This window comes from Streptomyces sp. NPDC032721 (assembly GCF_055579625.1).
The window spans coordinates 1-14,845 of record NZ_JBVIMX010000029.1; the positions used below are offsets into that span (position 1 = coordinate 1).

The window sequence follows — 14,845 nt, forward strand, 5'->3', positions numbered from 1 at the left end:
AGGGTCCGGCAAACAAAACGTGGAACTGTGGTGGGCCTTTGGGGGGGTTTTTTGTGGATGCTCAAGGACGGACAGGGCCGTTCCGGAACCCGCCGAGTGCCATGGCAGGAGCAAAGGTGCGGAGCTGCCTCAAGGGGCAAGGGTGTTGACGCGTGTTCCGGCGGCGCAGAGTGGGCTGACCGCTTCCAGAGCTGAGCGGACGGCACCCTCCTGGCTGTCGGCGTCGTCCAGGTAGCTGCCGGTGAAGTAGAGGCCACCCCGGCTCTGTGCCGCCCTCAGTTGCCGGGCGGCGCGTTGGCCGGAGACGGTGGGCACCAGTTGCTGGAAGGAGGCGGAGGCGATGAGATCGCTGGGCGGGGTGCGGTGGGTGATCCAGCTCTTGAAGACGTCAGTGCCCAGGCTGGGTCCGAGCCGGTAAGTCGTCTCTGCCCAGCGCCCGTTGCCGGTGGTGCACACGTTCGACCAGTGCGCGTGGTCGGCAGGCATGTACCGGGCGTCGCGGTGCAGGGCCACGGTGGTCGGCTCGTAGACGAATGAGGCCAGAGCCGCCGACGTGGTGTTGAGGTCGGAGGAACTGTCCAGGAGCTGTGCCGCCTGTGGGGCGGGCAGAGCCAGGACGACCGCTTCGTAGGTGGTCGTGCCGCCCCCGTGAAGCACCGCGGGCCGGCCGGTTGCGGTGGACAGCCGGTGGATGGGCGTGCTGTAGCGGATACAGTCGCCCAGGGCCGTGGAGAGCCGGTTGACGAGAGTGCCGAGGCCGTCTGTGAGGACGTGCCACGTCGGGGAGGTCTCCGGTCCGGAGGGCGGAGTACGGGTGGCCCAGGCGGCGGCTGCCCGTGCGGGCATGTGAGCGGCCTGGTCCAGGGTGCAGCCGACGAAGGAAGCACACCAGGCCAGAATCGCATCGCGTACGAGAGACTCGGGCAGGTCGAGGCGGGTGGTCACGTCGGCGACCGTCGTCGTGTGCGGTGCGTCGTCGGCTTCGAGTTTCCCTGCCTGAGCCAGGAACGCGCCCAACGCCTCCCAGGCCGGTCCGGTCAGTGACTTACGGCCGTTTGCCGCGTCCGTGGGCGCATGAGGGGTGACGAGCAGGGGCTCGTCGCTACCGGCACGCAGCAGCGTCGTGGTCAGCGGGACCGGTGTGACGTCGACGTCGGTGATCCCCATCGCCCGGCGCAGCGTGCTGTGGTGGGGGAAGGCCCCCGGGGACAGAAACTGAGCGCCGAGGTCGACGCGCACCGTGCCGTGGCGCTCGGTCCGGACGGGCACGGTATGGATGTTGCCTCCGGGCCGTTCGGAGGCCTCGTAGACGGTGACGTCGTGCAGTTCGTCCAGGAGCCAGGCTGCGGTCAAACCGGCGATGCCCGCTCCGATGACGGCGATACGCAAGGGGGTCCTCCTCGGTCGGTCACGCGTGGGCGGGGACGTTGGCGGGCGGTTGGAGGTAGCCGGAGTCGACGAAGTAGCGCAGATAGGAGTCGATGAGCTCGCCGTCCACTGGCGGGCAGTTCAGACCCGAGTCGGCGATCGCCTGCTCGAAGTTGCCGCGGCCGAAGCCGGGGAAGGTACCGGCGACGTACATCTCCTTGACCGAGATGGTGGTACTCCGAGCCGGTTCGATGAACATCGGCATGAACGGTGCCATTGGCTGGCTGGGGTCCTGGGCGGTGAGCTGCGCCATGTGGGCCACCCATTGCTCGTAGGGCACGGTCCGTACCGGGTAGCCCATGTGCTGCAGCCGTTCGACCAGGAGGGACAGGCGGCCGTCGTGGGCGTTGGTGATGTTGTACGCGTGTCCCGTGGCCCGGCGGTGGGCGAGGATGTGCACGATGGCCCGGGCCGTGTAGTCGACGGGGACGAAGTCCAGCGGAAGCGCCATGGCGGGGGCGAGTCCGGTTTCGGCGATGCTGCGGAACAAGGCGCACATCATCGTGTCGGTGTTCCAGACGCCGTCGGTGAGGCTGCCGGTGATCTCGTAGGGCCGATGAATGGCGGCAGCGAGACCTCGCTGAGCGGCCTGTGTGATCAGGCGTTCGGCGACCCACTTGGTCTCCGGGTAGCCCAGGGAGATCCGGTCGCCGAAGTCCAGCGGGGCGTCCTCCTCGACGTGGCGCACTCCTGCGGTGCCGAATCCGGCGATGACCGCGATGGACGAAACGTAGTGGAACTCCTTCGGGGGTCCGGTGCGGGCCAGGTCCAGCATGGTGTGGGTGCCGCCTACGTTGATCGCTTCCAAGGCGGCGTACGGGTAGGCGAAGTTGACCCGCGATCCCGCGTGCAGCAGCGTGTCCGATGATTCGCCGAGCGCGCGGAAGGCTGCTTCGCTCAGCCCGAACCGGGGTGCTGCCAGGTCGCCGGGCACGACCGTGACCCGTTCCTTGATGCGGGCGGGATCGAGACCGTAGCGACGCATCCTGGCCGCCAGCCGACGCTCCCCCTCCTGTTCGTCGTCGGCACGCACCAGACAGTGCACCCGCTCGGCGACACCGCTGTGCAGGAGGGCGTCCAGCAGATATGTGCCCAGGAATCCCGTGGCACCGGAGAGCAGAACGTGTCGCCCCTGCGACGGCAGGTCGGGGGCGGTGGGGAAGCGCAGTTGCGCATCGAGGCGGGAGACGGCCCCGAAGTCCACCGCGGTCTCGCTGTTCTCCGTCTCCGGCGTGTCCTGCAGTGCCTGTACGCGCGCGGCGAAGGTGCGCACGGTCGGGTTGGCCAGCAGGGTGCGGATCAGGTGGCGGCTGTCCTGCGGACGCAGGTCGAAGCGTGCGCGGCAGCGCGCAGCCAGTTGGGTGGCCTGCAGGGAGTGTCCGCCCAGTGCGAAGAAGTCATCATCCCGGCCGATGTGCCCGGCGAAGCCCAGAATGCCCTTCCAGACGTCGGCCACGTCCCTCTCCGCAGGCGTCCGCAGCATCGAGTCGGTGTGCGGGCGTGGGGTGGTGTGCTCGGTGGCTTCACGGGCGAGTTCCGTGCGGTCGATCTTTCCTGAGCGTGTCAGGGGCATGCGGGGGCGGACGAGGATCGGATTGGGCACCATGAAGACGGGAAGCCGGTCGCGGAGATACTCCCTCAGTGCTGAAGGGAGTGTGCTGGGGTCATGTCCGTCGCGCGGGGTCACCCAGGCCACGAGCCGATCGTTTCCGGTCTCCCCTTGAGCGGTTACCGCAGCTTCGCGCACGAGGTCGTGAGTGCTGAGGTGAACTTCGATCTCGTCCAGTTCGATCCGATAGCCGCGTACCTTCACCTGTCGGTCGGCACGCCCCAGGAACTCCAGCACCCCGTCGGGCTGCCAGCGGGCCAAATCCCCCGTCCTGTACAGCTGTCCGGTCGCGCCAGGCCTGTCCGGGCGGTCCGGGACGAACCGCGATGCGGTCAGTTGCTCGTCGCCGAGGTAGGCCAGGGCCACACCGTCGCCACCGACCCAGAGTTCCCCGCTCTCCCCGACTTCGGCCAAGGTTTTGTCGGGCCGCACCACGTAGGCGGTGGAGTTGGCCACCGGAGTTCCGATCGGCACCGTCTCTGCCTCGGGCGGCAGCTCGGTGACCTGGTGCACTGTGGACAGGGAAGAGTTCTCGGTCGGGCCGTAGCCGTTCAGGAACATGCCGGGGCGACCGTGGGCCAGGACTTGCCGCACCGCTTCGGGCGAGAGCGCGTCGCCTCCCGCGATCAGATACCGCAGGCCGCCGAACATCTGAGGGCGCACCTTGGCCATCTGATGGAACAGCCCGGCGCTCAGCCACATCACGCTGACTCGCTCCGTCCGCAGCGTAGCTTCCAGAACGTCGGCGGCCAGCAGCGTGTCCACTTCCGCAAGGACCAGCCGAGCTCCGTTGAGCAGCGCGCCGAACCATTCGAAGCACGACACGTCGAACGTGGGGTTGGTGGTCGCCAGTACGACATCCTCGGCCGTCAACCGCAGACGTTCGTCTCCCTGGCAGACCAGCCTCACCGGGCCTCGGTGAGGTACCACCACACCTTTGGGCACACCCGTCGACCCCGATGTGAAGATCACGTAGGCGGCGTCGTCGACATCGACGTCGACACACACCCTGTCGGAAGCCCCCGTGCGCTCGAACTCGATGTCTGCGCCGACGATCACTGCCCGTCCCCCGGCCGTCTGCCGGTTGCGGTCATCCGTGATCACTGTGCTGACGTCGGCGTCATCGAGGATCTGCAGCAGACGGCGGCGCGGGTGGGTCGGGTCGAGCGGCAGGTAGGCTGCCCCGGCCCGCATCACGGCCAGTACGGCCGTCACACAGGCCACAGACCGCTCCAGCAGGACTCCCACACGGTCACCGCGCTTCACGCCCGTATCGACGAGGTGATCGGCTAACCGCGCGACGCCGTCGGCGAGTTCGCCGTAGGTCAGCCGCTCGGCGCCCTGGCACAGCGCCACTGCCCCGGGGGTGGCGGCCGCCTGCTGCTCGAAGAGTTCCGGCACGGACCCTGCACTCGGGTACTCGGTGGACTCGCTGTTCCACCGGCTTACCAGGTCAAGGTGTCGCGAGTTGGTGGAGGACAGTGCCGATGTCATCAGAGGCCTTCTTTCAGTGTGGGGTTTCGGGTGAGTTGTGTTGCGCATCAGCGTGCGGGGGCGGGAGGCCGCACGGCCGCTGCCCAGAAGCGGGAGAGAACCGGTTCGACGTGGGCGACCCCCCGCTCGATCAGATCCGGCTCTTCTCCCCGGGCGAGACCGTAGGCGGCAACCTCCCGGGCTTCGTCGATGAAGCGTTCCGGAGCCGTTCGGAACAGCGAGAAGTAGTCGAGGACAGGTCGTGGCAGCGTTGCTTCCTGCCGTACCAGCTCCTCTGTCAGGGCCGCACAGGCGCCGCACCACAGCAGGAGATCCGCTCGCACAGCACAAGCTGCCTCGGCCGGGCCTGCCCGCAGCGACAGCCATGACATGAAGGAGCCGAAGTCGCGCATCCCACCCGGCAGCCGCTGCCCGCGCAACGCCTCTTCGCTCCGTCCGAGCGCCTCTGCGCACGCCAGCAGCGGGACGTCACAATCGAGCACCAGGCGTGCCAGATCCACGAAATAGCCGGCCACCGGCTGTGCCGGGTAGCGCGCCGCAAGCGTGGCGAAAGCCGCCACTTCCGCCGCGTGTGCATGGAATTCGCCCGCCACGAGCCGGGCGATCTCGGCTGCGCCCGCCTGCCCCGCCGAGAGCGACGAGAGCAACGGGTTGCCGTGCACATGCGCGGTCACATCCGGGGTTGTCTTCTTGATCAGGGCGTCCACGTCACTGCCGGACATCAGGTCTCCCTCGTAGAGTGCCGGTTCACGGCACAGGTGATCGGCCCTGACGAAGTGCGCCACAAGGGGCGCTGAAGCGGACCGGGGGGCACATGTTCGGGTGCCCCCGCCTCCGTGGGGGTGATGCGGCGGACGCGACGATTCGCCGATGCACGTGGTGTGCGCTTGCGTGCTTGTGAAATCCGGAGAGGGCAAGAGGCCGTCGGACAGCACTCTCACCCATTCGTCGGGGAGGGGCGTGATGTCAGGGCGCCGACGAGGTAGCGATCACGACGTGAATGATCCCTTTGCCTTCAGCCCCCAGCCGCCGGCCGGCGCAGCCGAACTCGTTGCGTCAAACACCCCGCCCACCAGGGCCCCGGGAGGGACCTCAGGCACACTCCAACCGTCAGGAGCCGTTCGTCCCCGCCGTGAGATCTTGAGCGCGGAGCAGCAGCTCGCCAGCTGCCGAGACTCGGGCGTAGCGGCGCAGTTCGCGGCGCATGCCAGTCAGGGCGCGCTCCGTCTGCCGTGAGTGCAAGGAGGGGAAGAGGCCCAGGAACCGCCCCCAATGGGCGCACGCCGCTTCCACCTGACCAAGGCGCAGATAGGTCTCGGCCAGCCGGGCGTGCGTGAGGGCCAAACTGCGGTTCCTGCCCGCGTCACGAGCTTCGAGTGAAGCGAGCAGCGACTCGACGGTGGCGTCCAGACGCCCCAGCGCGAGCGAGGTCTGCGCATGCCGATAGAGGAAGCTGGCACGGTCGTAGTGCAAGAAGGGAACAGGATTGTCCTGGGGAACTTCGCCGTAGAACCGCTCGGCGATCTCCTGCTGCTTCTGCGCCTCGTACTCGTCGTGGAGGAGCGCATGAAGCTGGGCTTTCAGGCCGCCAGTAAATGCCAATACCGCAGGATCGCTCTCCACGCGTGCTTGCCCGAAGGCTTTCTCCGCCAGAGCCAGAGCAGGACGGGGGTATCCCTCCTCCAGTGCCTGACTACTCAGCGCGCGCAGGGAAATTGCAGCCAGACTGCCGCTCCCGGCTTCAATGGCGAGACGATAGCCCCTGCGGAAATACCCCTGCGCCAGTGACTGATGGCCTGCGTCCGCGTTGGCCGCGCCCAATGTGTGCGCCAGCTTCGCCATTTCGGCCAGCTGGCCCTCGGACGCTCCTTCACCGACGGGGATGTTCGCCAGCGTGGCACTGGACTCTCGTACGTAGCAGACGAGCATGGTCCGAGTGAACCGCCCGCCGTGTCTTTCGGTCAGGTCGGTGAACACGTCTGTCAAGTGGCTTCGCACCGCAGAATCCGCCTCTTCGATGGGGTGCACAGAGGCTCCGGCGCGACGGGGAGCGGAAGTCCGACCAGCCAGGTCGTGCAGTGCGGTGGGCGGCGTGTAGGGAATACGGAGCAACTCCGGACCCGCACGGACGTCGGAGTCCTTGCGGGACAGGTCCGCCAGCGAAGCCAGAGCACCCGCCTCGGTGCACCGTGGCGGCGGGCTTGCGGACAGACCGGTCTCCCAGGCTGTCACAAGACGGCCCAGGCGCTGGCTGAATGCCGCTGCCACCGCATCGGGGACCGGCGCAGGCGGGCGCGCCCCCGCTTTCCAGCGTGCTACCGCACTGCGGTCGTACCGCAGGGTCAATCCCGAACGGGCCCCGTGCCGGCCCACGGCCTTCAGGAGCTCAGCCGAGGACCAGCCCGCCTCCTGCAGAAGCCCGGCCAAGCGCGCATTGCGCCGCCTATCGCGCACGGGAACTCATGAGGGAATCGTCACGTAGCCCTTGTGCCCGAGCTGAGGAAGCGCCACCGAACAGTGAAGGCGTCAACTCTGGACGGACCGCCTTGCTCTTCACCAGCAGAACATACCCATCCGCCGCAGGGCACCAACCCGTGGGTCGAGATTCTTCGTACCGCCCGAGGTCGGCCGGGTGGAGCCAATTCCCGCAGGGTATTGATGGCCGGGATGAGGAAGCGGTACCGGGGCGGGGGGGCTCCGGAGCTGACGGGGTGTGGGGCGGGTGGTCTGGGGCCGGTAGGGTTCCTCAGCCAGAGGTACGGCGGACCAGGCAGAGAGACGCCACAAGCTCCTGATGGGGCATGACGGGCCCGCTCCTTCCCCTGCGGGCGGTCTGTCCCCGGCCAGCGGCCCAGATGCAGGGTGGCGCCGGTGAGCCGACGGGTCATGACCGGGGTCACCGCCCAGAAGACGCGAGAGCGCGAGGTGTCGGGCCGGTGCTCGTAGTCACGGACCGGGCGGCGGGAGAACATCAGGATCCCGTTCGTCTGCTCCACGATCCACCGCTTGGCTTTGCGGGACGAAGACCTTGCCGGCCGGGTCGCACTCAGCGATCTCGACGTCGATGTCGTACTGCTTGCCGTGGTCGAGGACGGCCTTCTCGAACCTCTGGCCGACCAGAGCCTTCTTCACGGTGTCCGTCTGGGCGGCCACGCCGTCCCACAGCGCGACTCCGACGGCGTTGTCGTGCAAGGGACGCCAGCAGGACGACAGCCTCTACGACGAGAACCAGTACGTCCACGGCCGCGCATCTCCTGCGCTCCGGCACCCGTTTCGCCGCGTCCTCGCCGGTCGTGGCGGTCGGGACGCCGACGGCCACACGGATGCTCTGGGTGTCCATCACGATGAGGCTCGCGTCGGCCAACGAGCTCGTGCACGGTAAGTGGAGAGACACCTCTTGAGGCGGGCGATGCCGTGCTCGGCCGGAATGCGCAGTGAGAAGTGTGCCTTGCGCTGACGCTCGTACATGTCCTGGTTCCAGTCGGGGGCGTGCTTCTTGAACTTGCGGTGCGGTGGCGTCACTACCTGGCCGCCGCTCTGGGCGCCGAGGCGTTGGCAGCCGGCATCCGCGAGGACCTCCACCACGGGTCCGTCGGCGAGGAGTTGGACCAGGCCCAGCCGGCGGGCGTGAGCAATGTCCGGCCAGCTCGCGGGCCGGGCCGGACTGCACCACAGCACACGTCCTTCGCCGTCGGTGACCACCATGGCCTTCACGGCGCTCTGCTTGTTCTTGCCGGAAACAAAACTGTCCTCGCCCTTGCGCCCGGCCGCGGGTCGCCGGACACGGAACTCCGTACCGTCGATGATCCCGGTCTTCACCTCTCTTGCCGAGGTGGCTGACTACCTCGGCAAGAGTGCGCGGCCGCACTCCCCGGCTGACGGTGCAGCCTCGCTCGGCAAGCAGGGGCCGCACCTCATCGACGTTGATGGTGGAGCGGTCCACATCGAACCGGCAGGCGAGCACGTGGTGAGTCGCACCATGGCGCAGGTGGACCACAGTGGCCAGCAGTCGGTCGATGACCGCCAGCTGGTGCTTCGCACCGGCCCCCACGGCTCGCTTCCGCGGTCGGGAGGCAAGCCTTGCCTGGTGGCGGGCATGCCACAACGGGTCGATTTCGACGATGAGTTCACCGATCACATCGGCTGTCAGGCCGGTGATCCGACGCTAACGATCGCGGCCCGACCCACGTTCCCCACCTCCCCTCCTTGGTGGGCCATGGAGGAGGTCTCGGCGTCCCACCGCTTACCGCGCACGAGCCCGTTGGGGGGCGAGGCGCCGCGTGACGGAATGCTCGGTGCCGTGGTCGGCCTCGGTCGGAATGTCGTACCAAGGCGAGGGTTCCAGTCGGATGTTACTTTCTGCAGTCACCTGTGGGTGGCAGATGCGCGTCTCTGTTTCAGCGGGTTCCTGTCGGCGGCTGATGGCGTACCAGTGTCCGGATGACGGAGTTTCCCATGATCTCTCCGGCTACAGCGCCCACGCCAATGGCCGCTGTGGCCAAAAGAGCGAGCAGAGCAGCCTCTCCTGCTCCTTCGTGTCCCACGGACAGCTGCGTCAGGCTCTCGTACACCTGGAGGCTGGGGAGCAGGGCTCCTGTCGTTCCCGGGATTACTACAGCGGCTGCCGGTACGCGCAGCGCAGGGCTGCACACGGCGGCTCCCACTCCCAGAGCCATCGCGGCACACAGAATAGCGAGTGCGGGTACGTGGAGCAGGTGGGAAATTGCCATGTTCACCGCTCCTGCCGCGAGGCCGGCCGCTACCGCGACGGGCAACTGGCGCCGGGTGCCTCCCATGGCGAAACAGCTGGCCAGCGCGCCGATGGCGGAAACTGCCAGTCCCGCCCAGACGGGCAGCACGGCATGGTTGATGCGCGGCGCGTACAGGTTCACGGTCGCTTCGTTTGCGAGCACGGCCGTGATGACAACGCCGACGGCCATCCCTGCCACCGAGAGAATCACATTCACCGCACGCGTGGCAGCCATCAGGGAGAAGCCGGTAATGCCGTCCTGAGGAAGGGCGATGAGCGGGGCGATCGGCAGTAGCACCACCAAGTTCGCGGCCATCACCGCGGTGCTGTACGGGAAGACCAGTCCTGTGTTGAGGAGCAGGAGGCCCAGCGCGACCACCAGCGCACCCTGGGCTGCAAGAACGAAGAAGAATGGCGCGGCAATACGGCGCAACAGTCTGCCGGTCCGCTCGCACGCCACGAAGACCACCACCGCCGTGAGCGCCGCCCATACCGAACCGCCGACCTGCAGAGTCACCGACGCGGCCAGGATTGCGCTGCCCAAGGTACGTGCCCACCAGGGCCAGGGCGGTGGCACGGCCTGGATGCGACGCAGTGCCTTGAGCGCCTGCCGCACGTCCAGGTGACCGTCGATCACATGTTGCGCGAGACGGTGCAAGGCAGCCATCCGTCGCAGATCACGGGGATCCTCCACTGTCCGGGTGACACGCATCATCGAGACTGGAGCCGCCCGCGGCGGAGCGTACTGCAAGTGAATAGTGCGCGCGGTGATGTCGATGTCCAGGTGTGTGAGTCCCAGAGCCGTGGAGACCGCAATCACAGCCGACTCGATGGTCTGCGTGTCGAACCCGGACAGGAAAAGCTCCTGCCCCAACTGCACTGCGAAGTCCATGACTCGGCGGGCATCCCTGTCCGACAGGGACTCCTGACTGATGTTCACCGTTCCATCGAACGCGGTGTGTCTCAGTCGCTCCAGGATTTCCCCACCACGGACAATCCGCTTCCGTGCCTGCTTGTCGCGCACCCACGCCCACTTCCCGCTCGCACCAACTGACCCGTTCCCCCCTCTGATCGAAGTGAACAGCAAACAAGGCTGCATGCCTGCTCGCCGCAACGACAACGACACGCGTTGCCCCATACGGGGCGGCCCACGCCCCAAGGGGCACAGGGGGGCGACTGCGGCCTGGGACGGCGACGGGGCCGCTCCGGGGTCTGTGTCGTCCGAGGGTCGGGGTGTCAGTGCGGCGCCGAAGAACGCGAGGTGGGCGGGCTCTTCGATGGCGGTGATGCGGGTGAAGGCGTCCTGGGCGCGGCCGGCGGCACGTTCGCTGTCGTCGAGGTTGCCGAGGATGGCGTGGAAGCGGGCTTCGAGCGAGGCCAGCACGGCCGCAGTGGCTTGGTCATGTGGCGGCGGGCCCCGTACTGGGTGAGCGCGACCACGTCGAGGGCGTCGTTGAAGTGCTCCAGGTGGGACATCTGGCGGGCCATGCACTGCAGCAGGTGCGCCCCGATCACCTTGTCGTCGCCTTCGGCGGCGGCGTGCAGGGCGGTGATGAACAGGGCCTGGGCGCTGGTGTGGCGGCACGCGTCGAAGGCCATCCATGCGGCCACGGAGCCGAGGTCGGCGACCGCGGAGAACAACGCCTTCCCGGTGGCCGCCGTGTAGGTGCAGGTGTCGAGGAGGGTGACGGCGTCGATGAGCTGCCCGATGGCCGCCTTGCGGGAGAGCGCGCCGCCGTGTCGGTTGTCGAGGTCGCGGAAGGTGGCGGTGACCGCCCGGATCCCTTCGACCTGTACGGCACCGACCCGCTGTCCCACCGCCTTCAACGGGGAGGGCTCGTCAGCGGCCGAGGCGGGGGAAGTGGTGAAGGGCCAGCGCTGGAGCGGCGTGAGCAGGTCCTCGCCGGTACGGACACGGTGGGCTTCTCGTGACAGCGGGCCCTGACCACACCAGCCCATTACCCGCTCACGTGAATGGATCTCCGTACTGGTGCCCGATCGGCGCGCAATGGGCTCACGCACGGGCCGCCACTGACATCGCCCGGATGCCCCGCGCACGAGGGGCATCCGGGCGAGGACCGCAGTGCGCGAGCGTGCCGTTGCGGGGGTGGCGATGGGCCGAACGAGCCCGGAGGGCGGGCTGGGTGAGTCGTCAGGAGTCACCGGGAAGCCCTGTGTCTGTTAAGTGAGTGGCTGTAGGTTGTGAGTGGATCAAGAGGGCTGTGCCCCTTACCGGTCTCTCGGCCTGGTCGGCGCCCTTCATGTGCGGGGACGAATCGTCGAGAGCCTCCGGCACCGATGGGTCTTCCGAAGAAGGGTGAACTGTGCGACGCAGGAGTTCGAAGGCCATAACCGCCTTAATGACAGCGGTACTTGTAGGTGTGGTGATGGCGCCCGCAGCGGCGGCACCGCAGCCTGCGACTGCCGACGGGATCTGGCGGATGGACGGCTACGACACCGTCCTGACGATCGCGGACGGTCGTCTGCAGGAGTATCAGACGACAGCGGTGAGCTGTGTGAAAGGCGCTGTCGCGACCCGGACCGCCCCGGGCACGTACAGCACCGCCGGCGGAACAGTCTTCACCGTCCGGCAGCCGGGGACGCTGCGCGTGGCCGGTTCGTCGGGGGACAGGACGCTGCACCGGCTGACGGAGCTCCCGGAGGCGTGCCGGCAGCCGATGGCCAAGGACCCCCTCACGACGTTCGACACCTTCTGGCAGACCTTCGAGGAGAACTACCCCTTCTTCGCGGCCAAAGGTATCGACTGGCACGCGGTACGGGACAGCTTCCGTCCCAGGGTGCACGCCGGAACGACCAGGACCGAGCTGCTCTCCCTCTTCGGTGACATGGTGAAGCCGCTGTACGACGCCCATGTCGTCGTCTACGACGGCGACCGCTACTTCGTCCAGATACGTCCCGGCACGACCCTGCTCACCCCGGAGCTGGAAACCAAGGTCAAGAACCATGTCGTGCAGCGTGACCTCAATGGCAACAAGCCGCAGGAATTCGCCAACGGGCAGGTCAGCTATGCGGACCTGCCCGGCAAGCAGGGCTATCTCCGCATCTCAGCGTTCGGCGGATTCCACCCCAAGGACCCTTCGTACGCTGCCCAGTTGGCAGAGCTTGACAAGGCGCTGGACAGCATCCTCACTGCAAAGCGCACGGTGTCCCTCAAGGGGCTGATCATCGACGTACGGACCAACGGTGGTGGCTACGAGGCCCTCGGAGTACACATCTCCGAACGCCTCACCGACACCCCGTACCTCGCCTACAGCAGGCGCACCCAGTACACCCCTGCCCAGCCCGTCCGTGTGACACCCGAACAGGGCGCTCCCCGCTACACGGGCCCGGTCGCGGTGCTGACTGCTGGGACGACGATCAGCGCGGCCGAGACCTTCACCCAGGCTCTCATCGACCGGCCCGGCAGAACCGTGCGCATCGGGGAAGCTACCCAGGGCGTCTTCTCTGACGTCTTGGAACGCAAGCTCCCCAACGACATGGCGTTCTGGCTCCCCAACGAACAGCTCCTGACCCGCACGGGCCACACCTTCGACGGCACCGGCATCCCACCCCACCTGCGCACCCCGGTCTTCACCCCGGAGGAATTCGCCAAGAACCGCGACTCGGCCTTCGACACCGCGGTCGCGGCCCTCCGACGCTGAAGACCGCAGGAGAGGGCGTCGTTGGTCTGGCTCCAGCCGCTCCAGGACCATCAGCGATACCGGGCGGCGCGAGCAACTCGCGCCGCCCGTACTTCGCGGCCGGCCGACTGCGGCCCGTACCCCGCGTACAGCCGCTCCAGTTGCTGTGCGTACAGACACGGGCCTTCCCGTACGCGTTCCGGCACACCTACGCGCAAATTCGGGCCGACGCCGGGGAGCCCGTGGAGATCCTGCAGGTGCTGATGTCCCACCACAAGCCGTCCACCGCGCAGATCTACTACCGCATCTCGCACCCCCGCCGGGTCGAGGCGGTCCGGGCCATCGCGGCGAAGTACCAGATTGACATCGACATCGTCGGCGGCCGGCTCCGGCACCGCAGCGGCGACGAGGACCTGGCCCTGCGGGTCCGGGCGGGCGTCGGCTCGGTGCCCGTACCCGGCAGCTTCTGCCACGACATGAACAGCGTCCGGGCCGACGACTACGGCTGCCGGGACTACTACCGCTGCTTCTCCTGCAGGTTCTTCACCACCGACTTCTCCCAACTGCCCGAACTGCGCCAGTTGCGCGACGCGAAGGCCCAGCAGCTCGCAATGCTGGAAGCCGCCTACGGGAGCGTCCTCACCCCCAACGCCCTGACCCGGGCGAACATGGAGCTGCTGCGGCAGGAGATCATCCAGGTCGACGAGCTGACCGCCAAGTACGAGACGGACCTCGGATCGCTCAGCGACAGCGACCGCACGACGGTGGAGGCGTGGATGTACAGTCGCGACCGGTTCGTCACGGTCATCCCCGTAGCGGCGGTGCTCGCCGGCCGCCAGCCGCTGGACCGGCCAACAACCGACCCCATCCTGCTCACCATCGAGTCTTCATGAGCGTGAGTCTGCCTGAGCAGCGGCCCTGCGCCTCCGCGCCGACTGCGCGAGCGAGCGCTCTGGAAACAGGCCGCGAGGCCGCAGCCGCGCGCCGCCGCGCCTACAGCGGAAAGTGCCGACGGCGCGTACTCGACGTGATCGCCGAAATGCGCAAGACCCGCACACCTTTGTTTGACGCGGACATCACGCGCCGGGCCGGGGTGAATCCGCAGTGCCTGCAACGCCATCGGGACCTCCAGGCGGAAGCGGAAGTCGTCCGCGCCCATCTTGCCGACAGCCGCCGCCGAGCCGCAGCCGCGAAAGCGGCCCGCAAGGAGGCCGCGCTGGATATTCTGAGGACCGCTTTGGGTGACGAAGAATGTGACGGTGCAGTGCTACTCGCTCCTTATCGCCGTATCTGGATGAACCTCTGGGTGCTGGCTCCTGCTGAAGACAGCGCATCGCTCACAGAGATGTTGGATTCGGTGCTCGCGTTGCATGGTGAGGCACAGGTCGTCGTAGTGAAAGGACCGTACTGGCGTACCCCGGAGATGCTGGAGTTCTCCGTCTGCCTGAACCCCGTGCTGTCCACCACGGACTGCCTCCGAGCCCTGGGCTGCACCCAGGACTCGGACGGGGTGTGGCAGGACTGGGAACGGCCCCAGCACAAGGGCACCGTCTTCTTGCACCCCGCGGTCTACGGCGCGCAGATGGGCGAAGAGGAAGCCGCCACCGCCCCTCGGCTCCAGCGCGGCGACATCGTCATGATCCGCGATTGCGCCGACGCCCGGGCCGAGGAACTCGTCGGGATCGAAGCCGTCGTGCACTACCCCTTGTACGCATCAGACCAGCCCGACCCGCTGCTCCGACGCTGGTTCTACCAAGTGATGCCCTACGGGCGGGAAACCCTGGAACTTTTCGACGAAGAGGACCTCCAGCCCACCAGTAAACGCACCCCGGCCGACGACCAGAAGCCGGTACATCTCGGGGTCAGCATCGAGGGCGTCATCACCGACTCGTCCGCGTCCTGAAGCGGAAATCGAAAATCAGA

Annotated in this window: 11 protein-coding genes and 1 pseudogene; 3 read left to right on the forward strand and 9 right to left on the reverse strand. The window is 67.6% G+C overall.

Annotation, left to right across the window (positions count from 1 at the left end; translation table 11 throughout):
• Window positions 1-129: 129 nt before the first annotated feature.
• The 9 genes and pseudogenes from ACZ5PB_RS39030 to ACZ5PB_RS39070 all read right to left on the reverse strand — a co-directional run bounded on the left by ACZ5PB_RS39030 (window position 130) and on the right by ACZ5PB_RS39070 (window position 11,240).
• On the reverse strand, window positions 130-1,389 hold the full coding sequence (locus ACZ5PB_RS39030; protein ID WP_468697991.1) for an FAD-dependent oxidoreductase: 1,260 nt from the start codon (window positions 1,387-1,389) through the stop codon (window positions 130-132).
• Window positions 1,390-1,408: 19 nt separating this feature from the next.
• The gene (locus ACZ5PB_RS39035; protein ID WP_468697993.1) at window positions 1,409-4,531 is read right to left on the reverse strand and encodes an amino acid adenylation domain-containing protein; all 3,123 of its coding nucleotides are present in this window, start codon (window positions 4,529-4,531) and stop codon (window positions 1,409-1,411) included.
• A gap of 47 nt (window positions 4,532-4,578) precedes the next feature.
• On the reverse strand, window positions 4,579-5,253 hold the full coding sequence (locus tag ACZ5PB_RS39040) for a hypothetical protein (protein WP_468697994.1): 675 nt from the start codon (window positions 5,251-5,253) through the stop codon (window positions 4,579-4,581).
• Between the two features lie 388 nt (window positions 5,254-5,641).
• Entirely contained in the window at window positions 5,642-6,559 is a 918-nt protein-coding gene (locus ACZ5PB_RS39045) for a hypothetical protein (RefSeq protein WP_468697996.1), read from the reverse strand.
• Between the two features lie 918 nt (window positions 6,560-7,477).
• Entirely contained in the window at window positions 7,478-7,723 is a 246-nt protein-coding gene (locus ACZ5PB_RS39050; protein ID WP_468697998.1) for a hypothetical protein, read from the reverse strand.
• A 147-nt stretch (window positions 7,724-7,870) separates the two neighbouring features.
• The gene (locus ACZ5PB_RS39055; protein WP_468697999.1) at window positions 7,871-8,350 is read right to left on the reverse strand and encodes a transposase family protein; all 480 of its coding nucleotides are present in this window, start codon (window positions 8,348-8,350) and stop codon (window positions 7,871-7,873) included.
• 124 nt (window positions 8,351-8,474) lie between these two features.
• Window positions 8,475-8,669 (reverse strand): annotated as a pseudogene (locus ACZ5PB_RS39060) (transposase family protein); the annotation flags it as partial.
• 259 nt (window positions 8,670-8,928) lie between these two features.
• The gene (locus ACZ5PB_RS39065) at window positions 8,929-10,305 is read right to left on the reverse strand and encodes a threonine/serine exporter family protein (RefSeq protein WP_468698001.1); all 1,377 of its coding nucleotides are present in this window, start codon (window positions 10,303-10,305) and stop codon (window positions 8,929-8,931) included.
• Window positions 10,306-10,517: 212 nt separating this feature from the next.
• Window positions 10,518-11,240 (reverse strand): hypothetical protein, encoded by a 723-nt coding sequence (locus ACZ5PB_RS39070; RefSeq protein ID WP_468698002.1) that lies wholly within the window; start codon window positions 11,238-11,240, stop codon window positions 10,518-10,520.
• A 401-nt stretch (window positions 11,241-11,641) separates the two neighbouring features.
• On the opposite strand from ACZ5PB_RS39070, the gene ACZ5PB_RS39075 reads away from it, so the two are divergent.
• From ACZ5PB_RS39075 to ACZ5PB_RS39085, 3 genes are all read left to right on the forward strand, one after another.
• Window positions 11,642-12,943 carry a S41 family peptidase gene (locus tag ACZ5PB_RS39075; protein ID WP_468698003.1) on the forward strand — a complete coding sequence of 434 codons (1,302 nt, stop codon included), beginning with the start codon at window positions 11,642-11,644 and terminating at the stop codon, window positions 12,941-12,943.
• 221 nt (window positions 12,944-13,164) lie between these two features.
• A complete protein-coding gene (locus ACZ5PB_RS39080; protein ID WP_468698004.1) occupies window positions 13,165-13,815 on the forward strand; it encodes a hypothetical protein in 651 nt (216 codons plus the stop codon).
• Window positions 13,812-14,825 carry a hypothetical protein gene (locus tag ACZ5PB_RS39085; RefSeq protein ID WP_468698005.1) on the forward strand — a complete coding sequence of 338 codons (1,014 nt, stop codon included), beginning with the start codon at window positions 13,812-13,814 and terminating at the stop codon, window positions 14,823-14,825. The genes ACZ5PB_RS39080 and ACZ5PB_RS39085 overlap by 4 nt, the downstream gene beginning before the upstream one ends.
• Window positions 14,826-14,845: the final 20 nt, after the last annotated feature.

What these genes read in the sequence shown, in the direction of transcription:
- ACZ5PB_RS39035 (WP_468697993.1), bottom strand. Translation starts at nt 4,531, where the DNA reads ATGACATCGGCACTGTCCTCCACCAACTCGCGACACCTTGACCTGGTA.
- ACZ5PB_RS39040 (WP_468697994.1), bottom strand. Translation starts at nt 5,253, where the DNA reads ATGTCCGGCAGTGACGTGGACGCCCTGATCAAGAAGACAACCCCGGAT.
- ACZ5PB_RS39070 (WP_468698002.1), bottom strand. Translation starts at nt 11,240, where the DNA reads ATGGGCTGGTGTGGTCAGGGCCCGCTGTCACGAGAAGCCCACCGTGTC.
- ACZ5PB_RS39075 (WP_468698003.1), top strand. Translation starts at nt 11,642, where the DNA reads ATGACAGCGGTACTTGTAGGTGTGGTGATGGCGCCCGCAGCGGCGGCA.
- ACZ5PB_RS39085 (WP_468698005.1), top strand. Translation starts at nt 13,812, where the DNA reads ATGAGCGTGAGTCTGCCTGAGCAGCGGCCCTGCGCCTCCGCGCCGACT.